At 72.3% G+C, this 23,451-nt stretch carries 22 protein-coding genes and 3 pseudogenes; 8 read left to right on the top strand and 17 right to left on the bottom strand.

Annotated features, from left to right (window positions below; all coding sequences use genetic code 11):
- Nucleotides 1–180 precede the first annotated feature (180 nt).
- Nucleotides 181–528, top strand: coding sequence for a hypothetical protein (locus OG562_RS44005; RefSeq protein ID WP_266408300.1), 348 nt, complete (start codon nt 181–183; stop codon nt 526–528).
- 116 nt (nt 529–644) lie between these two features.
- On the opposite strand, the gene OG562_RS46135 is transcribed toward OG562_RS44005, so the two are convergent.
- Complete coding sequence (locus OG562_RS46135; protein WP_323187628.1) at nt 645–782, bottom strand: hypothetical protein; 138 nt, start codon at nt 780–782, stop codon at nt 645–647.
- Between OG562_RS46135 and OG562_RS46130 the strand changes: the two genes are divergently transcribed.
- Nucleotides 774–1,097, top strand: coding sequence for a hypothetical protein (locus OG562_RS46130; RefSeq protein WP_323187627.1), 324 nt, complete (start codon nt 774–776; stop codon nt 1,095–1,097). The two genes, OG562_RS46135 and OG562_RS46130, sit on opposite strands and share 9 nt — an antisense overlap.
- Before the next feature lie 238 nt (nt 1,098–1,335).
- Complete coding sequence (locus OG562_RS43995; RefSeq protein ID WP_266408297.1) at nt 1,336–1,968, top strand: hypothetical protein; 633 nt, start codon at nt 1,336–1,338, stop codon at nt 1,966–1,968.
- A 282-nt stretch (nt 1,969–2,250) separates the two neighbouring features.
- Here the strand turns inward: OG562_RS43995 and OG562_RS43990 are convergent, their stop codons facing one another.
- From OG562_RS43990 to OG562_RS43960, 7 genes and pseudogenes are all read right to left on the bottom strand, one after another.
- Complete coding sequence (locus OG562_RS43990) at nt 2,251–3,651, bottom strand: NtaA/DmoA family FMN-dependent monooxygenase (RefSeq protein WP_266408294.1); 1,401 nt, start codon at nt 3,649–3,651, stop codon at nt 2,251–2,253.
- On the bottom strand, nt 3,648–4,751 hold the full coding sequence (locus OG562_RS43985) for an LLM class flavin-dependent oxidoreductase (RefSeq protein WP_266408291.1): 1,104 nt from the start codon (nt 4,749–4,751) through the stop codon (nt 3,648–3,650). The genes OG562_RS43990 and OG562_RS43985 overlap by 4 nt, the downstream gene beginning before the upstream one ends.
- 360 nt (nt 4,752–5,111) lie before the next feature.
- Nucleotides 5,112–5,267: pseudogene (locus tag OG562_RS43980) on the bottom strand (LLM class F420-dependent oxidoreductase); the annotation flags it as partial.
- Nucleotides 5,268–5,465: 198 nt separating this feature from the next.
- Nucleotides 5,466–5,927: a hypothetical protein gene (locus OG562_RS43975; RefSeq protein WP_266408289.1), complete on the bottom strand. Its 462-nt coding sequence runs from the start codon at nt 5,925–5,927 to the stop codon at nt 5,466–5,468.
- Between the two features lie 65 nt (nt 5,928–5,992).
- Nucleotides 5,993–6,535 (bottom strand): annotated as a pseudogene (locus OG562_RS43970) (aminotransferase class I/II-fold pyridoxal phosphate-dependent enzyme); the annotation flags it as partial.
- Between the two features lie 50 nt (nt 6,536–6,585).
- Nucleotides 6,586–6,732: pseudogene (locus OG562_RS43965) on the bottom strand (2-oxoglutarate and iron-dependent oxygenase domain-containing protein); the annotation flags it as partial.
- A 342-nt stretch (nt 6,733–7,074) separates the two neighbouring features.
- A complete protein-coding gene (locus OG562_RS43960) occupies nt 7,075–8,352 on the bottom strand; it encodes a sulfite oxidase (RefSeq protein WP_266408286.1) in 1,278 nt (425 codons plus the stop codon).
- A 611-nt stretch (nt 8,353–8,963) separates the two neighbouring features.
- Here OG562_RS43960 and OG562_RS43955 point away from each other — a divergent pair.
- The 4 genes from OG562_RS43955 to OG562_RS43940 all read left to right on the top strand — a co-directional run bounded on the left by OG562_RS43955 (nt 8,964) and on the right by OG562_RS43940 (nt 13,493).
- Nucleotides 8,964–10,328, top strand: a complete 1,365-nt coding sequence (locus OG562_RS43955; RefSeq protein ID WP_266408284.1) for an MFS transporter — start codon at nt 8,964–8,966, stop codon at nt 10,326–10,328.
- Nucleotides 10,325–11,719 carry a S9 family peptidase gene (locus OG562_RS43950; protein ID WP_266408282.1) on the top strand — a complete coding sequence of 465 codons (1,395 nt, stop codon included), beginning with the start codon at nt 10,325–10,327 and terminating at the stop codon, nt 11,717–11,719. The genes OG562_RS43955 and OG562_RS43950 overlap by 4 nt, the downstream gene beginning before the upstream one ends.
- Nucleotides 11,720–11,771: 52 nt before the next feature.
- The gene (locus OG562_RS43945; protein ID WP_266408278.1) at nt 11,772–12,620 is read left to right on the top strand and encodes a PaaX family transcriptional regulator C-terminal domain-containing protein; all 849 of its coding nucleotides are present in this window, start codon (nt 11,772–11,774) and stop codon (nt 12,618–12,620) included.
- A 162-nt stretch (nt 12,621–12,782) separates the two neighbouring features.
- Entirely contained in the window at nt 12,783–13,493 is a 711-nt protein-coding gene (locus OG562_RS43940; RefSeq protein ID WP_266408276.1) for a DinB family protein, read from the top strand.
- 88 nt (nt 13,494–13,581) lie between these two features.
- Here OG562_RS43940 and OG562_RS43935 read toward each other — a convergent pair whose 3' ends face one another.
- Nucleotides 13,582–14,379 (bottom strand): hypothetical protein, encoded by a 798-nt coding sequence (locus OG562_RS43935; RefSeq protein ID WP_266408273.1) that lies wholly within the window; start codon nt 14,377–14,379, stop codon nt 13,582–13,584.
- A 243-nt stretch (nt 14,380–14,622) separates the two neighbouring features.
- Nucleotides 14,623–15,906, bottom strand: a complete 1,284-nt coding sequence (locus OG562_RS43930; protein ID WP_266408271.1) for a multidrug effflux MFS transporter — start codon at nt 15,904–15,906, stop codon at nt 14,623–14,625.
- Nucleotides 15,907–15,967: 61 nt separating this feature from the next.
- Between OG562_RS43930 and OG562_RS43925 the strand changes: the two genes are divergently transcribed.
- Nucleotides 15,968–16,471: a MarR family winged helix-turn-helix transcriptional regulator gene (locus OG562_RS43925; protein ID WP_266408268.1), complete on the top strand. Its 504-nt coding sequence runs from the start codon at nt 15,968–15,970 to the stop codon at nt 16,469–16,471.
- Between the two features lie 180 nt (nt 16,472–16,651).
- Here OG562_RS43925 and OG562_RS43920 read toward each other — a convergent pair whose 3' ends face one another.
- The 7 genes from OG562_RS43920 to OG562_RS43890 are packed head-to-tail and all read right to left on the bottom strand — an operon-like array spanning nt 16,652 to nt 23,395.
- Nucleotides 16,652–17,407, bottom strand: a complete 756-nt coding sequence (locus OG562_RS43920; protein ID WP_266408266.1) for an SDR family NAD(P)-dependent oxidoreductase — start codon at nt 17,405–17,407, stop codon at nt 16,652–16,654.
- Nucleotides 17,404–18,330, bottom strand: coding sequence for a fumarylacetoacetate hydrolase family protein (locus OG562_RS43915; RefSeq protein ID WP_266408263.1), 927 nt, complete (start codon nt 18,328–18,330; stop codon nt 17,404–17,406). The genes OG562_RS43920 and OG562_RS43915 overlap by 4 nt, the downstream gene beginning before the upstream one ends.
- 12 nt (nt 18,331–18,342) lie before the next feature.
- The gene (locus OG562_RS43910; RefSeq protein ID WP_266408260.1) at nt 18,343–19,275 is read right to left on the bottom strand and encodes a VOC family protein; all 933 of its coding nucleotides are present in this window, start codon (nt 19,273–19,275) and stop codon (nt 18,343–18,345) included.
- 4 nt (nt 19,276–19,279) lie between these two features.
- Nucleotides 19,280–20,287, bottom strand: a complete 1,008-nt coding sequence (locus OG562_RS43905; protein WP_266408257.1) for an amidohydrolase family protein — start codon at nt 20,285–20,287, stop codon at nt 19,280–19,282.
- A complete protein-coding gene (locus OG562_RS43900) occupies nt 20,284–21,414 on the bottom strand; it encodes an FAD-dependent oxidoreductase (RefSeq protein ID WP_266408255.1) in 1,131 nt (376 codons plus the stop codon). Before OG562_RS43900 ends, OG562_RS43905 begins: the two co-directional genes overlap by 4 nt.
- A gap of 23 nt (nt 21,415–21,437) precedes the next feature.
- Nucleotides 21,438–22,403 carry a cyclase family protein gene (locus OG562_RS43895; RefSeq protein WP_266408252.1) on the bottom strand — a complete coding sequence of 322 codons (966 nt, stop codon included), beginning with the start codon at nt 22,401–22,403 and terminating at the stop codon, nt 21,438–21,440.
- A complete protein-coding gene (locus OG562_RS43890; protein ID WP_266408250.1) occupies nt 22,403–23,395 on the bottom strand; it encodes a fumarylacetoacetate hydrolase family protein in 993 nt (330 codons plus the stop codon). The genes OG562_RS43895 and OG562_RS43890 overlap by 1 nt, the downstream gene beginning before the upstream one ends.
- Nucleotides 23,396–23,451: the final 56 nt, after the last annotated feature.

Below are 23,451 nucleotides of genomic sequence, written 5' to 3'. Positions count from 1 at the left end.
AGGCCGGTCCGGACACCGACGTACGAAGTGCCCTCGCTTCCTCCACCGTACTCCCGCAGGCTCCGTGACGAGGCGACCCCGATCGCGTGACCACCGCGTTGACAGGGATCCTCGCCGGACATTGACTGGCAGCGTCGAGAAGACCAAGGACGCCTTCAGACGCAACGGAAGCGGCACCTGATGATGTACGACCAGACACGCGCCCAGCAGCCCGCGGACCGATCCCGGGGTTTTGCCGAACGCGGCACGGCCCGCCCGGAGCCACTCCTCCCGTCGGACGAACGGGACAAGATCGTCCGGCGCCTCGGCCGCGCCCTCAACACCTTCGCCGACACCCCGCGCGAGGCGCTCGAAGAGGCCGACGCCGCCCTCGAGGAAGCCTCCGCCCAGTTGGTGAACGCCCTCGCGGAACGGCGGCGAGCCCTGCGCGCGGGCTGGCAGGACCAGGACCCTGCCACACAGTCGGCCGAACTCCGGATCGCGCTGAGGGAGTACCGGGAGATCACCCAACGACTGCTCCACCTGTAGGGCACCACGATGGCCGGGAACCTCTGCCTCCCGGCCGACTTCTCGGAGGACCGGTCGTACCCGGCGATCGTCGCCGTTCACCCCGGCGGCGGCGTCAAGGAGCAGACGGCCGGTCTCTACGCCGAAAGGCTCGCCCGCGAGGGCTCGTCACCCTCGCCTTCGACGCGTTCCACCAGGTCGAGAGCGGCGGCGCGCCCCGCCACCTCGCAGACCCCGCCTCCCGCGTCGAGGACGTACGCTCGGCCGTGGACCACCTGTCCACGCTCGGCTACGTCGACGCCGACCGCATCGGGGCGCTGGGCATCTGCGCCCGCGCCGGTTACGCCGTCAACGCCACGATGACCGACCGCCGCATCAAGGCCGTCGGCGCCGTCAGCCCGATCGGCATCGGCGCCGCCTACCGCCTGGGCTGGGACGGCACCGAACCCGTGGCCACACAGCTCGCGACCCTCGACGCGGTCGCGGCCCAGCGGGCCGCCGAGCCCAGGGCGCCGATGCCGTCGTCGTCCAGCGCCACCGGTACGGAACAGGCTCGACAGGTACGGAGGTGGGGGTGGCGTCTGGAGTGAGGCCGTCCACGCGGACATCGGACACAGCCGGCCTTCTGGAACCTCGGCCTCGGCCTCGGCCCGCCCCCTCAGCCTCATGCCCGTGGAGAACCATCTGCTCCACTTGTCCGTACTATCTCTTCCACTGTGCTCTGCACATGGACCTATCTGCGTGCCCGACAGGCGTCAGCCCGTCGGGGCGGCGCGCGTGGCAGGCCCGTCATCTGCTGCCTCACACCGAGGAAAGGTCGTGCGCTTCATGTCCGAGAACGCTTCCGCCACCGAGATCACCTCCCAGTACACCGCTCAGGTGACCGCCGATCTGGAACGCAACGCCAAGGAACAGGGACGGGTCGGTGCCGAAATCGCCGACCTGCAGGGGCAGTTGGCGGCCCTTGAGCGGGACCACGCCGTGCTGGTGAGCATCCAGCAGGCCATCGACACGACGGCCCGACCGTCGTCCGACAGCGTCCCGCTGCCCGCCCCGCGCAAGAAGACCCCCGCCAAGTCCCGTACCCGTAAGCCGGCACAGCCCCAGAAGACCGCCGCCCAGCCCACCCGCCCGGACACGAAGCCGGCCGACGACAAGCGCGCGGCCAAGGCCGAAGCCGCGAGCACGGCCCAGCCGACGCTGGTCGACCTGGTCCGTCGTCACCTCGCCGATCAGAACGAACCCCGTTCGGCGGCGGAGATCGCCACCACCCTCGGCCAGGCCCACCCCGAACGCACCGTCAAGACCACCGTGGTGCGCACCACCCTCGAAGGCCTCGTCGCCAAGGCCCAGGCCCAGCGCAGCAAGCAAGGCACCTCGGTCTTCTACACCCTTGCCGACGCACCGAAGTCGACCGCCCCGGCGCAGACCGAGGAGGAGCCCGCTCCGGCCGACGCATGACACCCGCCCACGGCAGGCCGATTCGGACGGTCCGCTGACCGTCCGTCGGCCCTGCCGGCGCTCTTCCGGTGATCCGCACCCGAGCCGCCGCCGGAGCACGCCACCGGTCGGCTCCCGCGATCGGTCTTGATCAGTAATCGGCATCGGCGCGGGCAGGGTGACCCTCGACGTCACCTCGACCTCCACCGCACCGCGAACCTGGCCTGCGCCTACACGGACCCGGCGACCTGCCCGCCCTTCGCAAGGGCCCTCCAGGAGGGGACCCGGGTCGGCGGCGGAAGGTCAGCCGGCCTCCCGCCGGTCGGTCGTGGAGCGGTGGGTGAGGGGTTCGCGCAGGCCCAGGTGCTCGCGCAGCGTCGTACCGGTGTACTCGGTGCGGTAGACCCCGCGTTCCTGCAGTGCGGGGACGAGCAGGTCGACGATGTCGTCGAGGCCGTCGGGGATCAGGTACGGCGTGACGTTGAAGCCGTCGACGGCGCCGTGCCGGACGAAGTGGGCGAACTTGTCCGCCAGTCCCGCCGGAGTGCCGACATGGCCACGCTGGGGACCGAGCGCGATGACGGTCTCGCGCAGCGACCACCCGTGCGCCTCGGCCTTCTCCCGCCACTCGGCGACCACCTTGCGCGAGTCGGCGATACGCCGGGCGCCGAAGGAGCCGTCGTTCTCGGCGACGACCGGGTCCTCCTTGGGCAGTGGACCGTCGGCGTCGCGATCGGAGAGGTCCAGGCCCCACAGGAGTCCTGCGATGCCCAACGCGGTTGCCGGAGTGACCTGTTGGAGGCGGATCCAGCGCTTCTTCTCCTGCGCCTCCTCCTCCGTGGCGCCGATGATGATCTCCGTGCCGGGGAGGATGCGCAGGTCGTCGTCGGGCCGGCCGACGGCCCGCAGGCGGCGCCGGAGATCGTCGGCGAAGGCGAGCGCGTCGTCGTAGTCGTTGCCGTGCGCGGAGAAGACGACGTCGGCGTTGCGGGCGGCGAAGTCCCGGCCCTCGCCGGAGTCCCCGGCCTGGAAGATCACCGGGTGACCCTGGGCGCTGCGCGGCAGCGTGGGCGCGAGGTCGACGTCGAACTGGTGCCCCTGGTGGCGGACTTGGCGTACGGCGCCCGGTGCCGCCCAGGCCGGGGCGCCCGGGGATCCGGAGACGGCCCCGGTCTCCCAGCCGTCCCAGATCGCGCGGGCGACGGTGAGGAACTCCTCGGCGCGCCGGTAGCGGTCGGCGTGGTCGAGGTAACCGCCGCGGCGGAAGTTGGCGCCCGTCCAGGCGTTGTCGGTGGTCACCACGTTCCATCCGGCGCGGCCCTCGGAGAGCAGGTCGAGGCCGGAGAGACGGCGGGCGAGGTCGGCGGGTTCGTTGAAGGTGGTGTTGGAGGTGGAGACCAGGCCGATCCGGTCGGTGACGGCGGCCAGGGCGGCGAGCTGGGTGACGGCGTCCGGCCGCCCGGTGATGTCGAGGTCGTGGATCCGCCCGTCGACCTCGCGCAGCCTCAGCCCCTCCCCCAGGAAGAACGCGTCGAACAGGCCTCGTTCGGCGGTCTGGGCGACGCGCCGGAAGTTGGCGGGATCGATCTGGGAGCCGCTGGCCGGGTCGGACCAGATGGTCCAGTGGTTGACGCCCTGGAAGAAGACGCCCAGGTGGAGCTGGGCGTCGGGGCGAGGGACGTCGAGGGGGTCGGTGTGGGTCATCGGGTCTCCTCCCCGGCCGTGCGGGCGGCGGCGTAGCGGTTGGCGGGCCGCTCGAGGCCCAGGTGGGTGCGCAGGGACGCGCCGGCCAGTGGGCGGACGGCGTGGCGCTGTTCGAAGAGGTGCGGCAGGACGAGCCGGGACAGCTCCGGAAGGTCCTCGTCCAGCACCAGCGGGTGCAGGCGCACTCCGTCCACGACGCCTCTCAACTCCGCGAGGAGGGCCAGGAGTCCGGCGGCGGAGCCGATGTGGCGCAGCCGTCCCCGGTCGTTCCAGGGAGCGTGTCGCTCCAGGTCGGCGACGCGTTCGTCGGCCGGGGCGGCCGCGGTGTCGAGGGCGACCTCGATCTCGGCGAAGGCACGCGGCGTTCCGGCGGCGGCCGCGGCCGCGGCGACCGCGGTGACGTCGCGGCCCTGGACGAGGGCGACGTCGAGCTGTTCGGCGGGCACGAGGTCGGGCCGGCCGAGCACGACGAGCTGGCCCTGGGGCGGTCGCGGCACGATCGCCGGGCCCTTCACGGCGTAGGCGTCGCCGGTGAAGTCGACGTAGTGGAGCCGGTCGCGGTCGAGGTAGCGGCTGGTGGCCACGGAGCGGATGACGGCGTCGTCCTCCCAGGAGTCCCACAGGGCGCGGACGACCTCGAGGCCGTCGCGGGACTCGCGGGCGCGGGCGGCGGCGCCGTCGACGAGGGGGCGGCCCCAGGCACGGGCCGCCTCGGGGCGGGCCTCCTCGCCCACCACCCAGCCGGAGCGCCCGATCGAGATGTGGTCCAGGGACGCCAACTGGCTGGAGACGTGGAAGGGTTCGGCGTAGGTGACCGGGACGACCGGCGCGATGCCGATGACGCTCGTCGACGCGGCGAGGAAGGCGGCCCGCTCCACCGCGCCGATGCGGCCGACCACGTCGGGCGTGGCGCCGGGCGGGAGTGCGCCGTCGTCCAGGGTGAGCAGGGTGAACCCGGCGTTCTCGGCGGCGGCGGCGACGCGGGCCACCCGGCGCGGGGTCAGCAGATGGTCGGGCGAGTGGGCGGCGCGGCGCCAGGCCGCGGGGTGGGCGCCGTCGCCGTCGAGTTCGAGGGCGAGCCGCAGGGCGGGGCCGGACATGGGGTTCCTTCCGAGGGCACAACGAGACGGCCGGCCCGACAGGCCGGCGGAGGTCAGGGTCGTGCGGAAGGACAGACGGCGGAGGCGGTGCGGCAGTAGTCGACATGGCGCCGGATGATCAGCAGCGTGCCCGGGCCGGCGCCGTGCGGTGCGGCGTCATGTGCGCGCATCGGGGCCTCCACTCGTCCGGGACTGATCGCTTCAACCTACGTCGTCGGGCCCGGAAGATGTCAAGAACATTAGATGTACGCGCATCCACCAGGGCCGCACCGACGGCCGCCCACCACCATCGACAGTCGCCCACCACCACCGACGGCTGCCCGCCCGCGCCGACCGTCGCCGCCACGGTCCCGGTGCGCGTCAGCCGTTGGCCAGCTCTCCGAGCAGCTTCCAGGTGCGGTGTCGGTCCGCCTCGCCGCCCAGGTCCGTCGCGGTGAACACCACCTCCGTCGCCCCGGCCTCTCGGTACCGGCGCACCTCGGCGGCGACGGTCTCCTCCGCCCGAACCAGGCGGAGCGCAGTCCGGCCTCGTGAGCCTCCCGCGCGAGCTGCACCGTGCCGTCGATCCGGTTGTGGAGAGCGAGCGCTGCGCCGATGGTCATACCCAGGGCGACCGGCATGCGCGCGAGGTGCATTCCCGCTCGTGTGTGACGAGCTCATGGCGGGTTCGTGGCGGACTCATGGCATGGTCGTGGCGGGCTCATGGCGGGTTCGTCACCACGCGCGGCCCCGCTCGAGCGGCGCTCGACCGAGCCGTGGCGGCCGCGGCAGGCCGAGGTGGTCGCGCAGGGTGGTGCCCGTGTAGTGGGTGCGGAAGAGGCCTCGGCGGCGCAGCTCGGGCACGACCAGGTCGGCGACGTCGGACAGCGTGCCGGGCAGATACGGGAAGACCACGTTGAAGCCGTCGGCGGCGCGGCCGTGGAACCACTCCTCGATGTGGTCGGTGATCTGCCGCGGAGTCCCGGTGATGGTGCGGTCGTCGCCCGCGACCCGCTGGACGAGGTCGCGGATGGTGAGGTCGTCTCGCCGTGCGTCCTCGTAGATCTGCTGCTGTGCGGTGTGCGACTGGTTGGAGACGGGGAGTTCGGGCAGCGGACCGTCCAGCGGGTGGTCGCTGAGGTCGAAGCCGCCCAGCCAGTAGGAGAGGTCGGCCAGGGCGACCTGCGGGGGCAGCAACGCGGTGAGGCGGGCCAGTTTGTCGCGGGCCTCGGATTCGGTCGGGGCCGTGATGACGGACAGCGCGGCACGGTGTTGTCGACGACGAGCGGGACGCCGACCTCGTGCGCGATCCGGGCGACCGCCTCGATGTCGCGGACGTTGCCGCGCGGGTTGCCGATGCTCTCGCCGAACAGCGCCTTGGTGCCGGGACGTACGGCCGAGTACCAGGCGCCCAGGTCGTCCGGGTCGTCGACGAAGGTGACCGCGATGCCGAAGTCGGCGAAGGCGTGCTCCAGGAGCGTACGGGTGCCTCCGTAGAGGGACGACGAGGCGACGACGTGGTCTCCGGCGCGGGCCAGGTTGGGCAGGGCGAGGGCTGTCGCGGCCTGTCCGCTGGCCACGGCGACGGCCGCCGAGCCGCCCTCCAGGGCCGTGATGCGCTCCTCGGCCACGGCGGTGGTCGGGTTCGACAGCCGGGTGTACGCGTGCGTGGTGAGGTCGGCGAGTTCGAAGGCTGCGGCGGCGTGCGCGGTGTCGCGGTAGACGTAGCTGGTGGTCTGGTGGATCGGCACGGCGCGTGCGCCGGTGGTGGGATCCGGTACGGCGCCCGCGTGGACCTGACGTGTTCCGGAAGGGCGAAGAAGGCGCGGGCCGCGTGCAGGGCCTCGTCCCGTACGGACGCGGGAACGCCGTGTCCGGTGACGTAGAAGAACCCCACTTCGTGGGCGGCGGCGCGGAGTTCGGCCAGAAAGGCGTCGCGGTCGGTGCCGGGATCTCGGAAGCGGGAGATGTCGATGACGGGGAGGACGGTGGGCTGCGCCATGGGATTCCTTCGCGGCGGCAGCGGACCCGGACGCGGCGGCGCGCGCGGCAACGGCCGTACGGGAACGGCCGATTGCCGACAGAACAGAGGAGTGCGCCGAGAGCGGGTCGGGGAAGAGAGGGTCGAGACGCGGGCCGTTACACGGCGGTCAACGACAGATCTCGTCGAACTGGTCGGCGCGGCGGCTCACCCAGAACGGGTCGAGCAGCACCGTGTGTGCCTGGCCAGTGGTCTCCATGGCCGGATCAAAGCACACGCGCGCAGGTGCGTCCACCGAGCGTCCCGACGGGTGAGACGGCGACCGGGGCGAGGGCGGCGGATCCGGCCGGGACGGCTTGCCGGTCACACCACGCTCACGGGATGGCGCACCACCGCGTCGAACAGGTAGCCCTGGGTGTTGGACACGGCGGTGTCCGGCTGCGTACGGCCGGCGGTGTCCGTGGCCCGGGCCAGCAGATGGGTGGCGCCGGGCGCGTCGGGCCGCCAGCCGAGGGACCAGCGGGTCCAGGTCCCGGCGCGGGGCCGGTCGTGCAGCCGGGCGCGCCGCCAGTTCGCCCCGCCGTCGGTGCTGACGTCGACCCGGGCGACGGCGCCCGCGCCCGACCACGACCGTCCGTGCAGTACGTGCCGCCGGCCCGCCGTGAAGGTGGCGCCGCTCGCCAGCTCGAAGGCGCTCTTCGTGGTCTGCCGGGTGAGCGGCGCGCTGCCGCCCTCCGGGTAGGAGGCGCCGAACATCCGGTAGAAGGTGGTGTTCCAGGGCGAGTAGAGCGGCTGCGCGGACACCTCGATGTCGCCGACCCACTTGATCGACGCGATCCCCACCCAGGAGGGCGCCAGCACCCGCACCGGATACCCGTGGTCGTACGGAAGCCGCTCGCCGTTCATCTCGTACGCGAGCAGTACGTCGTCCAGCGCCTTGGCCAGCGGCAGCGGACGGCGTACCCGGCCCAGGCTCTCGCCGCCGCTGACGTACTCGGCGTCCAGGCCGCGCGGCTGCACGTCCACGGCGTACGAGGACAGCCCGGCCCTGCGCAGCACGTCGGCCAGGCGCACCCCGCGCCAGCGTGCGACGCCGATCGCTCCCAGGGTCCACGAGGTGCCGGCGACCGTCTCGCCCTGCTGTGTCGTGTAGTAGGAGCGGCCGTTTCCGGCGCACTCGACGAAGGCGGTACGGGTGACGGCCGGCAGGGCGCGCAGATCGTCGTACCCGAACTCCACCGGCCGGTCCTCGCCGGGGGCGCCGCGCAGCCCGCTCCCCCACAGCCGCAGCCGCCAGTCGTCGGCCTCCAGGACGGGGGTGGCGGTGTGGTTGCGCACGAAGAACAGCTCGTTGGGGGCGTGGCGGCCTGTCCCGCGTAACGCCTCCCAGCGGGTCTCGGCGTTGGTGCCGCGCGGGATGAACCACTCGGGCGGCAGGGGCTTGACGATCGGCCCGTCGGTGGCCTGGGCGGGCCGCGCGGCGCCGAGTGCGGTCGCGGAGGCGGTGGTGGCGGCGAGCAGGGTGAGCAGCCGGCGGCGGGTGACGCCGTCGGCTCTGGCCTCACCGGCGAGCCACTGGCGCAGTCTGCGGCGGTCGTAGTCGGTTTCGCGGGGGTCACCGGCGGGGGTGGGTGAAGGCATGGCGGGTCCTCGTCAGGAGAAGTGACGGCAGGAAGCGCGTGATCAGGCTGTCGTGCGACACAGGGCGGCGGCGACCCGGACGAGGTCCACGGCGCGGCGACGGGTCAGAGGCTCCGACAACGGCATGGCGGGATGCAAGCACGCGGGGCGGTGGGTGTCAACGAAGCGTTCGCGACAGGAAGCCGACCGCTTGGCCGGGAGAGCGAACTGAGCTTCCGGCACACGCAGTTCAGATCCCCGGCAGTGATCGTTCCGGATGGTGACAGTCGTTGACGCCCCGAGTCGCCATGCTTGCATCGCCGCATGCCGTGCCAGCCGCTGACCTGCGGCCGCCGCGTCGACCTGGTACGTGTCGCAGCCGCACTCTGTCGCGCCGCCGTCCACTGATCATCCGTCAGCCCGGGCGCTGAACGCCCCACGTCTGAAGCCGAGTTCCGGAACCCGGCCCCATCAGCGCGCCGCCGAGAACGTCCGCGCCCGCGGCCGTCGAACTGCGCGGTGCGTCCCGGCCCCCGACGGACCCCACCAGGGAATGTTGTGCACTTTCTTGACGACAATCAAACATGCGCCTAAGTTCGCGGGTGTCCTTCCCCCGGTCAAGGGAGACCGCGATGCCCCCGTCCCCCGTCGCATCACCGCCCCCGCCCCCGCCCACGAGTCCGGAACGAACCCGGCAACTGCGCTTAGTCGCGGCGTCCGGCCTGCTCGGCACCGCCGTGGAGTTCTACGACTTCCTCGTCTACGGCACCGTCGCCGCCCTCGTCTTCGGCGAACTGTTCTTCCCCGGCGCCGATCCCGCCGTCGGCACGGTCGCCGCGTTCGGCACCTTCGCCGCCGGCTACGTCGCCCGACCGCTCGGCGGCATCCTCTTCGGACACTACGGCGACCGCCTCGGCCGCAAGTCCATGCTGCTGCTCACCATGGGCCTGATGGGAGCCGCCAGCTTCCTCATCGGCCTGCTGCCCACGTACGACACCATCGGCGTCTGGGCGCCGGTCCTCCTGATCACCCTGCGCGTCGTCCAGGGCATCGCCATCGGCGGTGAATGGGGCGGCGCCACCCTGATGGTCGTCGAGCACGCCGGGAACCGGCGGCGCGGCCTGTGGTCCAGCTTCACGCAGATGGGAGCACCGCTCGGCTCCCTGATCTCCGCCGCCGTCGTCGCCCTCGTGGTCACCCTCCCCAAGGACGAGTTCACGGCCTGGGGCTGGCGCGTGCCGTTCCTGCTGAGCGTCGTGCTGCTCGGCGTCGGACTCCTCGTACGGCTCAAGGTGGTGGAGAGCCCGCTCTTCGCCGAGGTGAGGAAGGAGCGCGCCGAAGCGCGGCTGCCGATCCTCGACGTGCTGCGCCACCCGCGTCCCGTACTGCTGGCCTGCGGCGTCGGCATCGGAGCCTTCACCGCCCAGTCGCTGCTGACCAGTTACCTGATCTCGTACGCCACCGGCATCGGCTACGCCCGCCCCCAGGTGCTCACCGCCCTCACGGTCTCCGCCTCCGTCGCCCTCGTCGTGCTGCCCTGCGCCTCCGCGCTCTCCGACCGGATCGGCCGCCGCCCGGTCGTCCTCGCCGGCGCCCTCGCCTCGGCCGCCCTCGCCTTCCCCGTCCTCGCACTGATCGACTCGAAGTCGCCCGGACTGCTGATCCTCGCCGTCGTCCTCGGCCACGGCATCGCCCAGTCCACGATGTACGGGCCGCTGGGCGCCCTGTTCAGCGAGATGTTCGGCACCCGGGTCCGCTACACCGGCGCCTCCCTCGGCTACCAGGGCGCCACCCTCGTCGGCGCCGGCTTCTCCCCCATGATCGCCGGCAGTCTGGTGGCCGCCGGCGGCAGCGGCGCCCCCGTCGCCCTGCTGCTCTGCGGCGGCTCCCTCATCACCGCGGTGACCGTCTGCTTCGTACGCGAGACCAGCCGGACCTCCCTCGCCCACACCGTCGAAGACTCCACCTCCCCCCACACCCAGGAGATCCCCGCATGACGACCGGCACCCGCACCCGTACGGCACGTCGCACCGCCTGCGCCGCCGCACTTCTGCTCGCCCTCACCGCAACGCCCACCTCGGCCGTGGCTGCCGCGGACCCGACTCACCTGGAAGGTCGGCTCCCCTCGGGCGCCACGTACTTGATGGACGTGCCCGCCGCCTGGAACGGCACCGTCCTGCTCTTCAGCCACGGTTACACGGCCGGCCCGGCCAACCCCGCGCAGGACGCCCCCGACGACGCCACCAAGGCCCTCCTCCTTCAGCAGGGCTACGCGCTCATCGGCTCCTCGTACGCCACCACCGGCTGGGCGGTGACGGACGCGGTGCCCGACCAGCTCGCCACCCTGACCGCCTTCACCGAACGCTTCGGGGCGGCCTCCCGCACCATCGCCTGGGGCCGGTCGTACGGCGGACTCGTCACCACCGCCATCGCCGAACGCCACCCGGAGCGGATCGACGGCTCCATCGCCCTGTGCGGCCTGGTCCACGGCGGCGTCGCGAACTGGAACAACACCCTCGACCCCGCCTTCGCCGTCAAGACGCTCCTCGCACCCGGTTCCGACGTCCCGCTGGTGAACCTCGCCGACCAGACGGCCGCCACCGACGCGGCGAACGCCCTGACGACCGTGGTCGACTCGGCGCAGACGACGGCCGCAGGACGGGCCCGCATCGCCCTGGCCGCCGCCCTGCACAACATCCCGGTCTGGAACCAGCCGACGCAGACCCGGCCCGCCGCGACCGACTGGGACGCCCAGCAGGTCAACCAGTACGACGCCGTCAAGGGCCTGCTGAAGATCGCCGCCTTCAACCGGCGGCAGGAGGCCGAGGTCCGGGCGGGCGGCAACATGTCCTGGAACACCGGCGTCGACTACGCGAAGCTGCTCGGCCGGTCCTCCGTACGCAAGGAGGTCACCGAGCTGTACAAGAAGGCCGGGCTCTCCCTGAAGGCCGACCTCGCCACCCTGAACCGCGCCCCGCGGATCAGCGCCGATCCGGCCGCCGTCGCGTGGATGAGCGCAACCAGCTCCTTCACCGGCGAGCTGACCAAGCCCCAGCTCTCCGTCCACACCATCGGCGACGCCCTCGTCCCGGTGCAGACCGAGAGCGCCCTGCGCCGCGCCGTCACCGCCGCCGGGTCGTCGGCGCTGCTGCGACAGGCGTACGTCGACAACGCCGGGCACTGCACCTTCAGCGCCGCCGAGCAGCTCGCCGCCCTGCACGCCCTGGAGGACCGCCTCACCACCGGCCGCTGGCAGGGCACGGACCCGCAGTCGCTCGACTCCCGTGCCGCGGCGGCCGATCCGACGACGGCCGCCCGCTACGTCGACTACCGGCCCACCCCGTACCTGCGCCCGTACGACCTTGCCCACCCCGCCGACGGCCAGTGACGCCGCACGGCCGCCCGCCGCGTCGTCGGCGGGCGGCCGTACGCTTGCCCCTGTGGAGGACGACGACATCCTGGACACCCCGGACGGCCCGCAGCCGCGCCCGCAGTCGCTCATGCTCGCCTTCTTCGGCAACCACGTCCTGGAAGAGGGGGACCGTGACGTGTGCGTCTACTCGGGCAGCATCATCGACGTCCTCGGCCGCGTCGGCGTCGGTGAGCAGGCCGTACGCTCCACGCTGACCCGCATGGTCAACCGCGGTCTGCTGCAACGCCAACGGGAGGGCCGCAGGATGTACTTCGGCCTGACCCCGCAGGCGACGCGCATACTCGACGACGGCCGCACCCGCATCTGGCAGCAGGGCGCGGTCAACGACGACTGGGACGGCTCCTGGACACTGCTGGGCTTCTCCCTGCCCGACTCCTGGAAACGCCAGCGCCACGACCTGCGCTCCCGGCTCACCTGGTCCGGATTCGGCGCGCTGTACAGCGGGCTGTGGCTCGCCCCCGGCAACGTGGACGTGGCCGGCGTCGTCGCGGAACTCGGGCTCACCGACCATGTGAAGATCTTCCACGCCCAGGCCGACCAGGCCACCGACATCGAGCTGATGGTCCGTGACACCTGGGACCTGGAGAGCATCGCCGCCCGGTACGTCACCTTCGACAAACGCTGGACCGCCCACCTGGACGCCGGATCCGGAGACGACCCGATCGGCACCCGACTGCGGCTGGTCAGCGAGTGGCTCTGGACCATCCGCACGGACCCCCGCCTCCCCGCCAGGCATCTTCCCCCCGACTGGCCGGCCCGCCCTGCCCAGGAGACCTTCCGCCGCGTCGCCGAACAGACCGCGGCGCCCGCACAGCGGATGGCCCGCGAACTGCTGGAGACCACCCCGTCGAGATAGACGATCACGCTCGCCGGCGAACTGTCCGTGCAGGACCCGCTGCCCTTCGCGGTACGGCTCGCCGGCGCCGCGCGAGGAAGTCGGTCGCGCCCGGTGAGGTGAGCCGATAGCTTCCGCCTGAGCGCAGTGAGGTGCGAGACGCGACCGCAAAGGGAGCCGGACATGGAGACTGAAGGCACGCGGACCGACCGTTTGGGCTTACTGCTCGACCAGTTCGACAAGGCCAGGGAGATGGCCCGGGTACGGCTGACGGGGCTCGGCGACGAGGAGTACCTGTGGGAGCCGGCGCCCGGCTGCTGGTCGATCCGTCGGCGGGGCGAGGCGGCGACGCCCAGGGCGTTCGGGCCGGGCGAGTGGGTGCTCGACCTGGGCGAGGCGGACATCCCGGCCAGCGAGTACGCCGAGGTCGGCCGGCAGGCCGCCGGCGGCATGAGCGTCGCCAAGATCGCCGACGACTGGAGCGTGAGCGTCGAGCGGGTCGAGCAGATCCTCGCTCACACCGGTGCGCCGGAGCCTGACGAAACGCCCGTCACGACCATCGCGTGGCGGCTGGCGCATCTGCACTTCCACTTCGCGGGCGGATGGGAGTGGACCTTCGGCGAACGGCGGCGGGAGCCGAAGCTCCTGGTCGACTTCACCCCCTCCGCCGCCTTGGCCCTCGAGCGGTTCTGGGCGCTGATCGACCGCTGGCGCGACAGCGTCGCCGCCGTCACCGAAGAGCAGCTCGACACGGTCGGCTTCTCCCAGTACCCGTACGGCTCCGACCCCGACGACCCGTTCGTCGCCGTGCTGTCGGGGGCCAACCTCGAATTCATCCACCACATGGCCGAGATCGCGTTGCTCCGCGACCTGCGCCGTGAGCTTGCCGGTTGAGCCGCCTCAGCGGTCGAGCAGCCGCGTGCCCGCCTCGTCGTGGTGATCGCCGGCGGCCGGGCTGAGGTCGTCGAGCTCGGTCCGCCGCTCAAGGAGCGGTGGGGTCGGAGCTGCTCACGGCATCGTCGTCGGACGGCTCGGGCGACGCCGAAGCCCTAGGGCCGGAGCTGGAGCTGGAGTGGGGACTGTGGCTCGGGCTGGGGGCGGAGCTGGTGTCCGGCGCCGTGCTCGCGTCCGGCGAGTCAGAGCCGTCCGTCTGCGGCGCCGCGCCCCTGGACGCGGCCGGGGTGGGCGTCGGGCTGTCCGTGGGACCGGAGGTACCGGCCGAGCCGCCGCCCACCGAAGTTCCCTTGCCCGGCTCGTTCCTGACCACGGCCGCTACCGGCTTGCCCGCGATCAGCTCCACCGCGGTCACCGTGATCATCGCCAGGGCGAACACCAGGCCCGTCGCCAGGGCGTACTTCTTCCAGCCGACGGACCGCCGGAGGGAGCCGCCCCGATAGGTGGTGACCGACTCGCCTTCGGAGGGGGTGAAGGGGGGTACCCCGTCGACGACCGAGGCGTCGGCCGGTAACCCGAAGGCCGCCCGGGCGTCCGCGCGGTGTTCCGCCCGCTCCTCGCCCGGTGTCCTCGGCACTCCGACCGGCGGCACCCGGTTACGGATTCCCTCGCCCGTCCGCCGGAAGGCATGCTGGAAGACCGCCGCGCCGGTGGTCGCGCTGGTGCTGACCACGGCGGCGCCGATGATCGTCCCGGTCACCCCCAACAGGGACGCCAGTACCGCGCCCACCACGGTCGCGAGTGCGCTCGCCACCACCTGCACAGCGGTCAGGTCGAGCACTCTGCGCTTCGGCGCCCGTTCCCCCTCTTCCCTGAGATTCTCCATCAATGTCCCCAATATCCCTTGGTAGAACGACGGTGCCACGGGACGACTGCCCGGCTGACCGTGTTTCACCTGCGCTGCGCGACCCAGGCCGGTGACCGGTCCGTCACACCTGCCGACCGTGCCGTACACACGTCGTGGCGCCCTCGGGGAGCCCGGCGCGCTCTCGGACGGCGCCCGCGCCTTCGTCGACGAAACCGAACACCTCGCTCGACACGCTCGACACCCCGGACTACCAGCCCGGGACTACCGACCCCGCACTGTCGGACGGTCCGGTTCGCCGTGCCCCTGCCAGGGCCGGGCGAGGCCTACGAGGGCGAGCCCCGCCGCGGCCACGGCGATCAGCATGATCAGCGCCATCGGCCGGGAGCTGTCCTCGCCGAACACTCCCACCAGCGGTGAGGCGAGGGCCCCGAAGAGGAACTGCAGGCCGCCCAGGAGCGCGGACGCCGCGCCGGGAGCCGCCCGCCCCACCGCCTGGCCGATGCTCATGCCTCCGGGGAAGACCAGGCCGATGCCGGTGACGGTCACGAACAGCGTGATCCACGTGCCCACGAGGGTCTCGCCCACGGCCATGACCTGCACAACCTGCGCCAGTGCGCCCACCAAGGAGATGCCGACCCCGGCCGTGAGGAGCGTGTTCAGACGGACGCCCCGGCCGGCCAGGCGGGAGAAGACGGCCCCGGCGACCAGCATGCCCACGGCGTTGGTGGCGAAGATGAGCGAGTACGTCGTCGAGGAGACCCCGTGGAGGTTCTCGAAGACGAAACTGGAGCCGCTGATGTAGGTGAACAGCGCGGCCGAGACCAGGGCGATGACGAGGACGTACCCCATGAACGTGCGGCGGGCGAGCAGCGAGCCCATCGCGCGGAACGTGCTCGCGACTCCTCCGCCGTGACGCCGCTCGGGCGGCAGCGACTCGGGCACCGCCCGCAGTACGGCGAGCAGGAGCAGCACACCCAGCACGGCCAGTACGGCGAACACCGCGCGCCAGGTGGCGACGGACAGGATCGCACCGCCGAGCACCGGCGCGGCGATCGGCGCCACGCCCATCACCTGGGAGAGCACCGCGAAGTGGCGCGGCAGTTCGGCCCCGTGGAAGCGGTCGGTGAGCACGGCACGGGCCAGCACCATGCCCGCCGCACCGGCCACGCCCTGCAGGAAGCGGGCGCCGGTCAGGACGGCGACGTTCGGGGCGACGGCGCAGGCGAGGGAGAGGAGGACGAACCCGGCCGCCCCGGATATCAGCAGCCGGCGCCGGCCCAGCCCGTCGCTGAGCGGGCCGATGATCAGCTGTCCGACGACCAGTCCGGCCAGGAACGCGGTCATCGTCAGCTGGACGGCCGAACTGCTCGCCCCGAGCGCGTCCCCCATCGAGGGGAAGCCGGGGACGTACATGTCGGTCGCGAGCGGGGCGACCGCGGTCAGGGCGCCGAGGACGGCGACGAGGACGGCGACCGTACGCCCGGAAGGAACGAGACCGGCGGGGTCCGGCACGGTGGCGATACGGGAGGAGGACGGAGCTACCATGGAGATAAAGATAGCCAATAGTTCACTAGCTAACAAATATGAGAGCGAGAAGGCGAGCCGCATGTCCTCCTCCCCCGCCTCCCCCGAGGACGTCCGCGCCCAGTGGGCCACCCACAACCCCGGCCTGGACACCTCCCCCATGGAACTGGTCGGCCTGCTCAAGCACGCCACGGGCCTGCTCAGCCGTGCCGTGGAGCCCCTCTACGCGGGCGCCCCCCTCACCGCGCCCGAGGTCGACATGCTCATCCCCCTGCGCCACGCGACCGACCCGCTCATCGCCCGCAGCCTCGCCGAGCGGCTGGGCCTGTCCCGGGCGGGCGTCAGCAAGACCCTCGGCAGACTCGAGAAGCGCGGCTTCATCGCCCGCACCCCCAACCCCGCCGACCGCCGTGCCGCGCTGGTCACCGTCACCGAGGCCGGCGCCCGCGCCGTCGACGACTTCTTCCCCCGCCAACTGGCCGCCGAAGTGGATCTGTTGGCGGGACTGGGAGAGGACCGGGAATGGGTGCGCAAGGCGCTGGAACGGCTGGTGGAGGCCATGGAGACCCGCGTGGGCCACGACTGACGGCGGACACCTCGGGCCCGCGGGTTGCTGGTGCTCTGCTGACGCTGGTGCTCTACTGACGCCGGTGCTGGCACTGGAGGCCAGGTAGTCGCCGCTCGCCCCAGGTCGTTTGAGACATCAAACGGCAGATCGGCGCACGAAGGCCCGCGAGGAGGGCGCTGCGGGTGGCCTCGGTGTCCGTCATTCGGTGGCCGGCGTCTGCGGACGCAGGGCGTCCGAGAGGGATTTGACGCCGCCGTGTGCGGTGAGGCCGCCGTCGACCGGGATCTCGGCGCCGGTGATGAAGGAGGCGTCGTCGGAGAGCAGGAAGACCACGAGCGGGGCGACCTCGTCGACGGCGCCGGTGCGGCCGAGCGGGGTCTCGCGGAGGTTGGCCGTGCGGAAGGCGGGGTGGGCGGAGGCGGTCATGTCGGTCTCGATGAAGCCGGGATGGACGGTGTTCACCCGGATGCCGCGCGGACCGAGCTCGGTGGCGGCGGCCTTCGACAGGCCGCGCAGGGCCCACTTGCTGGCCGTGTAGGCGACCGGGTAGTGGCCGGTGAGGGCGGCGGAGGAGCCGACGTTGACGATGGAGGAGCCGGGCGGCATCAGCGGGGCGAGGTGCTGGATGCCCAGCAGCGGCCCGGTGACGTTGACGGCGTGGACGCGGGCGACGTCGTCGGGTCGTACGTCGTCGAGGCGGGCACGCCAGGTGATGCCCGCGTTGTTGACCAGGCCGTGGACCTCGCCGTACGTCTCCCTCAGTTCGGCGGCCAGTCGGGCCCATGCCGCCTCGCTGGTGACGTCGAGGCGGCGGCAGTCGCCCTCCGGCTCGACGTCGGTGGCGATGACCCTTGCGCCTTCGCGTGCCAGGGCCGCGGCTTCGGCGGCGCCCTGGCCGCGGGCGGCTCCGGTGACGACCACTACCTTGCCCAGGAGCCTGCCCGAGGCGGTCATGGCCGCTCCCGGGTGCGGCGGCGGGCGGGCGGCAGCGGCACCGGATCGACGCCCTCGACGACGGTGTTGGACACCGTGCCGATGCCCTCGACGGTGAGGGTGACCGTGTCGCCGGGCTTGAGCGGCGGCGGGGAGGGCTCGCCCCGGACGCCCCACAGCTCCGCCAGGCAGCCGCCGTTGCCGCAGGTGCCCGAGCCGAGGACGTCTCCGGGGCGCACGACGGCGCCCCGTGAGGCGTAGGCGGCCATCTCCTCGAAGGTCCAGCTCATGTTGGACAGCAGGTCCGTGCCGACGACCTCGCCGTTCACCGATGCGCTGAGCCCGAGCCGCAGGAAGCCGTCGGCGTCGCGGTACGACTCCAGCTCGTCGGCCGTGACCAGGTACGGCCCCAGGGTGGCGGCCGTGTCCTTGCCCTTGCAGGGGCCGAGGCGGACCTGCATCTCGCGGGACTGGAGGTCTCGTGCGGACCAGTCGTTGAGGATCGTGTAGCCGATGATGTGGTCCCGCGCCTGCTCGGGGGTGAGGTCGCGGCCCTCGCGACCGATGACGGCCGCGACCTCGAGTTCGAAGTCGAGGACCTGCGAGCCCGGGGGCACGGGGACGTCGTCGTGGGGGCCGATGACCGCGTAGGGGTTGGTGAAGTAGAAGGTCGGGGCGTCGTACCAGGCTTCCGGGACCCCGCCGGCGCCGTCCACGGACCGCCGTACGCCTTCGACGTGTTCCTCGAAGGTGACGAAGTCGCGGATGGTCGGCGGCTGCAGCGGTGGCAGCAGGCGTACGTCCGTGAGCGGGACGGCCGGGCCCACGGGAGCGACCCGGAGGGCGTCGAGCGGTGAGGCGCCGTCCGGCAGGGACCGTACGGCGGTGTCCTGCACGACGCCGCATCGGCGGCGGCCCTCGTGCAGGTAGGCGGCGATACGCATGGCCGACGCCCCTTACACCGGCGGTGCGACGAACACGCCGCGGTCGACGTCGTTGAACGACTCCTTGGCGACCAGCTCGTTCATCGGGTTCGCGGTGCCCCACTGGTCGGCGACGTCGGGCTGGGAGAAGTCGTAGACGTGCGGGTGCCAGGTGTCCTCGTCGAGGACCTCCAGCTCCGTCGTGTACTCGACCGTGTTGCCCTGCGGGTCCAGGAAGTACGTGAACGTGTTGTCGCCCGCCGTGTGCCGGCCCGGCCCCCACAGCTTGCGGAAACCGGCCCGGATCACCCGGCCCGAGCCGCGCAGGTACTCGTCGATGCCGCGCATCTCGAAGGAGACGTGGTGCAGGGCGGTGTGCGGGCCCTGGGCGATGGCCATGGAGTGGTGCTGGCTGCTGATGCGCATGAAGTGCATCGCCTCGCCCATCCTCGGATGCATGAGGGTGTCGGAGAGACGGAAGCCGAGGTGTCGTTCGTACCACTCCCGGGTGCGGTTCAGGTCGGGTGAGTTGAGAACGACGTGGGACAGCCTGACCGGGATCGCCTCCTTCTCCTCGATCCTGCGGTGCCGCCTGGCCCCGACGTCGGCGGAGACCTCGACGGTGCGGCCGTCGACGTCGAAGAAGCGGAAGCCGTAGCCGCCGCCGGGGGTGTCGACTGTGCCCGGCTGCGAGATCAACTCCACTCCCCCGGCCAGGAGTTGCTCAGCGAGCGTGTCCACGTCCTCGGCGCTCGCGGCGCCGTAGGAGACGAGGTCCAGGCGCTTCTCCTCGGCTTTGCGCAGCCGCACGACGTAACTCTCGGGGGAGCCTTCGGCGGCCAGGAAGGAGATCCCGGAGTCCTCGGCGACCTTGGTCAGGCCCCAGACACCCGAGTAGAAGTCGAGCTGCTTGTCGTAGTCGGGCACGGCCAGATCGACGTGCCGCAGGTGGGTGAGCAGGCGCATGGTGTCAGTCCTTCCGGAGGAGGGCGGCGGCGTTGCCGCCCCGGACGGCGTGGAAGTCGGCATCCGAGAGCCGCGCGGCACGGAGCGCGCCGACCGGGTTCTCGGCGCCCATGTCGAAGGGGAAGTCGGAGCCGAGCAGGACCCGGTCGGCGCCGGCCACGCGGATCAACTCCCGCAGTACGTGCGGGTCGTGGACCAGGGAGTCGAAGTACAGACGCCGCAGATAGCTGCTGGGCAGGTGGGCGCAGCCCGCGCCGGCGTCGGAGCGGGCGGACCAGGCGTGGTCGGAGCGCCCGAGGTGGGTGGGCAGATAGCCGCCGCCGTGCGCGGCGATCAGCTTCAGTCCGGGGTGGCGGTCCAGTACCCCGGAGAAGACGAGGTGGGACAGCGCGACCGCGTTCTCGGTGGGCTGGCCGACGGTGTTGGACAGGTACCACTGGTCCAGCCGCTCGTCGAGCGTGCAGCCGAAGGGGTGCAGGAAGAGGATCGCGCCCGTCTGCTCGGCGCGTGTCCAGAAGGGTTCGTACGCCGGGTCGGACAGCTCGCGCCCCGGAGCGTGGCTGGAGATCTCGACGCCTGACAGGCCCTGGTCCAGGGCGTGTTCGAGGGCGCGCACGGCCAGGTCCGGGTGTTGGAGGGGGACGAGCCCGAGCCCGAGCAGCCGGTCGGGCGCCTGGGCGCAGTGCGCGGCCGTCGCCTCATTGGCCAGCCGGTGCAGTTTCTCGGCCGTCTCCTCGTCCGTCCAGTAGTGGTAGTGCGACGGGGAGGGGCTGACCAGCTGGACGTCCACGCCCTGCGCGTCCATCGCGGCCAGCCGCACACCGACGTCGGTCAGCTTCGGGATGCGCTCGCGCACCATGGGGCCGCTGACGGCCAGGGAGGCGGGGCCGTTGCGCCGGGCGTCCAGCGCCCGGGCCTCGGCCAGACCGGGAAGGCCGGCCACGAGTTCCTCGACCTGGGGCAGCAGGACGTGGGCGTGGACGTCGACGGTGGGGACGGTGGGGGGCGTCACGGCAGCTCCCGGAGAACGGTCATGGTGCGGCCGATCAGTCCGGGCACGTCGGCGTCGCGCACCCCGTCCAGCTGCCACTGGCAGAGCTGTACGGACGCCTCGACGACGGTCCGCACGCGCGGGATGCGGCGCTCGTAGTAGGCCTGGAACAGGTCGTCGTCCCATGGCCGGCCGCTGGTGAGCAGTTCGGTCAGGACCGAGGCGTCCTCCAGGGACATGGCCGCGCCCTGGGCGAAGGTGGGCGGGCAGCAGTGCGCGGCGTCGCCGATGAGCACGACCCGGCCGCGGTGCCAGGAGCCCTCGACCAGCAGGCGGTCGAACCAGGTGTAGTTGACCTGGTCCGGGTCGGTGATGTGCTGGGTGATCTCGGGCCAGACGCCGCCGTACTGCTCGGCGAGCCGGCGCATCTCGTCCGCGTAGGCGGACGGGTCGATGGTCCTGCGGTCGCGGCAGGCCTCCACCACGTAGGCGTAGAGGGTGTGCTCGCCGGTGGGGGTGTAGCCCGCGATGTAGGCCGGGCCGCCGTAGGTGAGGTCCGTGCGGGTGACGCGCTCGGGGCGCGGGGCCGGGGTGCGCCAGATGGCCATGCCGACGGGCTCGGACCGGTCGGCGATGCCGATCTCGGCGCGGGTCCGGGAGCTGACGCCGTCGGCGGCGATGACCAGGTCGTAGCGGCCCTCGGCGCCGTCGCTGAACCGGACGGAGACACCGTCCGCGTCCTGCTTCAGCGTCTCGGCGGTGGTGCCGAGACGCACGGTGGCGCCGCAGGCGCGGACCGCGTCGATCAGGATCCGCTGCAGTTGCGGGCGTTGCAGGCCGAGGGTGGCGGGCAGGTCGTCGCCGCCGGTCCTCATGTCCTCCTTGACGAACAGCAGGGCGCCGTCGGGGGCGGTCACCCCCAGCGAGCCGTAGGCGAACCCGGAGGCCGCCACCTGCTCCCACACGCCCAACTCGCGCAGGACGCGCAGGGCGTTGCCCTGGAGGGTGATGCCCGAGCCGGTGGTGGCGTTCCAGTCGGGTCTGGCCTCGATCAGGTCGACGGCGAGGCCGGCGCGGCGCAGCAGGACGGTGACGGCGTTGCCTGAGGCGCCGCCGCCGATGACGAGGACCGTGCGGGTGTCGGACATGGGGGACTTCCTTGTTCCGCCGGTCACTTGACGGCGACCGGGTTGACAGGGGAGCCGACGGCTCCGGTGATGGGAAGGGGGGCGGCGGTGAGCCAGAACTCGTGCACGCCGTCGGCCGCGCAGTCGGCGGCGAGCGCCTCGGGATCCCACATCTCGCCTATGAGCAGGCCCAGGTGGGGAATGGCGACCTGGTGCAGCGGTTGGAAGGCTTCGTCGAACTCGTTGGGCCGGACTTCGAAGCCCCAGGTGTCGGTGGCGATCGCGGCGATCTCGGTGCGGTGCAGCCAGCCGGCCGTGGTGAAGGACAGGCCGGGCGAGTCGCCGCCCGCGTAGTCGCCCCAGCCCTCGCGGCGGGCGCGCGCCAGCCGGCCCGTCCGCACGACGACGATGTCCCCGCGGCCGACCGTCACGCCGTGCGCCTCGGCGGTCGCGGTCAGATGTTCCTCGGTGATCGCGAAACCGTCCGGCAGCTCACCGCGTTCGTCGCCCGCCGCACGGCCGACGTCGAGGAGGACTCCACGCCCGGCGACGTACGGCGCCATGTGCTCGATGCCGGTGACGAGGTCGCCGTCCGAGGTGACGACCTTCTCGGCCGCCCGCCCGTTCCACGCCCTGCCGTGGTCGAAGATGTGACCGAGGCCGTCCCACTGGGTGGAGCACTGCAACGGCATCGCGATCACGTCGTCCGCGCCGCCGATGCCGTGCGGGAAGCCCTGGTTGCCCAGCGCCGCGTCCGTGCCCGTGTCGAGCATGGTGTGCACGGGGTTGGTGCGGCGGCGCCAGCCCTTCTGCGGGCCGTTCATGTCGAACCGCTGCGACAGCGAGAAGCTGGCCCCGCGCCGTACGAGCGCGGCTCCCGCACGGCGCTTGGCCTCGTCGAGGAAGTTGAGGGTGCCGAGCACGTCGTCCTCACCCCAACGGCCCCAGTTCGACCAGGACTTGGCGGCTTCGGCGATCGCGCCCTCGGGGTCGGTGCGGTCGAGAGTCATCAGGAGGCCTCCGCGACGCAGCGGGTGCGCTGGGCGCCGAGCCCGGTGATCGAGCCCTCCATGACGTCGCCGCCCCGCAGCAACCGCCCCCAGTGCATGCCGTTGCCGGCCGGGCTGCCCGTCAACACGAGGTCGCCGGGGAGGAGTCGGGCGGTCTGCGAGGCGTACGACACCAGCCGTGCGATGCCGAAGAGCATGTCCTTGGTGGACTCGTCCTGCATGGTCTCGCCGTTCAGCTTCAGCGTGACCCTCAGATCGGACGGGTCCGCTACCGACTCCGCCGGCACGATCCACGGGCCGAGCGGGGTGAAGCCGGGCGCGTTCTTGCTGCGCAGCCAGTCGGTGCCGATGGCCTTCATGTCCCGGCGGAAGACGGTGGCGCGGTCGGTGAGGTCGTTGGCGATGGTGTACCCGGCGATGTGCGCCGACGCCTCCTCGACCGTCACCCGGTATGCGGGCCTGGCGATGACGGCAGCCAACTCCAGCTCCCAGTCCGGCTGTTCGGCCCATGCGGGCAGCACCACGTCGTCGTACGGGCCGGTGACGGCGCTCGGCAGGCCGATGAACACGTACGGCAGATCGTCCGCCGCCCTGCGGTCCATGACCTCCGCGATCTCCGCCCGCGCCTCCTCCACCGTGCGCGGGTCGTCGGGCGGGCGGTGGGCGACCTCCAGATCGATCACGTGCTGCCGGTAGTTGGCGCCGGACTGGAAGACCTGGCGGGGCTCGACGGGGGCGTACACCTGCAGGCCGTCGAGAGGCTGCCAGGCGCCGGTCGGGTCCGCCGCCAGCGTCCGCAGACGGGGCAGCGTCTCGTCCCAGTGCTCGAGGATCCCCCGGGTCGTCGAGGCGGGGTCGCCGAGGGCCGTGCGAAGGTTCAGCACACGCTCCCCGGGGATCACGAGAGCGGGGAAAGGCACCTGGTCAGGGGCGGAGAGAGTGCCGAGGGCGAAGGGTCCGGAGAAGGACGCGGAAGAGGCTGCGGGTTTCACGGGAATGTCCTCCTGATTGCGGTGCGACTAATCTGGCCCGACACCTCGTAATCTGG

This window comes from Streptomyces sp. NBC_01275 (assembly GCF_026340655.1).
Classification (GTDB): domain Bacteria; phylum Actinomycetota; class Actinomycetes; order Streptomycetales; family Streptomycetaceae; genus Streptomyces.
This window is presented reverse-complemented; position numbering and strand designations above follow the sequence as displayed.

Coding starts and splice junctions, on each gene's coding strand:
- OG562_RS43940 (WP_266408276.1), top strand. CDS start 12,783: ATGGAGACTGAAGGCACGCGGACCGACCGTTTGGGCTTACTGCTCGAC.
- OG562_RS43930 (WP_266408271.1), bottom strand. CDS start 15,906: ATGGTAGCTCCGTCCTCCTCCCGTATCGCCACCGTGCCGGACCCCGCC.
- OG562_RS43985 (WP_266408291.1), bottom strand. CDS start 4,751: ATGTCCGGCCCCGCCCTGCGGCTCGCCCTCGAACTCGACGGCGACGGC.
- OG562_RS43900 (WP_266408255.1), bottom strand. CDS start 21,414: ATGTCCGACACCCGCACGGTCCTCGTCATCGGCGGCGGCGCCTCAGGC.
- OG562_RS43950 (WP_266408282.1), top strand. CDS start 10,325: ATGACGACCGGCACCCGCACCCGTACGGCACGTCGCACCGCCTGCGCC.
- OG562_RS43990 (WP_266408294.1), bottom strand. CDS start 3,651: ATGACCCACACCGACCCCCTCGACGTCCCTCGCCCCGACGCCCAGCTC.
- OG562_RS43960 (WP_266408286.1), bottom strand. CDS start 8,352: ATGCCTTCACCCACCCCCGCCGGTGACCCCCGCGAAACCGACTACGAC.
- OG562_RS43915 (WP_266408263.1), bottom strand. CDS start 18,330: ATGCGTATCGCCGCCTACCTGCACGAGGGCCGCCGCCGATGCGGCGTC.
- OG562_RS43910 (WP_266408260.1), bottom strand. CDS start 19,275: ATGCGCCTGCTCACCCACCTGCGGCACGTCGATCTGGCCGTGCCCGAC.
- OG562_RS44005 (WP_266408300.1), top strand. CDS start 181: ATGATGTACGACCAGACACGCGCCCAGCAGCCCGCGGACCGATCCCGG.
- OG562_RS43955 (WP_266408284.1), top strand. CDS start 8,964: ATGCCCCCGTCCCCCGTCGCATCACCGCCCCCGCCCCCGCCCACGAGT.
- OG562_RS43925 (WP_266408268.1), top strand. CDS start 15,968: ATGTCCTCCTCCCCCGCCTCCCCCGAGGACGTCCGCGCCCAGTGGGCC.
- OG562_RS43920 (WP_266408266.1), bottom strand. CDS start 17,407: ATGACCGCCTCGGGCAGGCTCCTGGGCAAGGTAGTGGTCGTCACCGGA.
- OG562_RS43935 (WP_266408273.1), bottom strand. CDS start 14,379: ATGGAGAATCTCAGGGAAGAGGGGGAACGGGCGCCGAAGCGCAGAGTG.
- OG562_RS43995 (WP_266408297.1), top strand. CDS start 1,336: ATGTCCGAGAACGCTTCCGCCACCGAGATCACCTCCCAGTACACCGCT.
- OG562_RS43895 (WP_266408252.1), bottom strand. CDS start 22,403: ATGACTCTCGACCGCACCGACCCCGAGGGCGCGATCGCCGAAGCCGCC.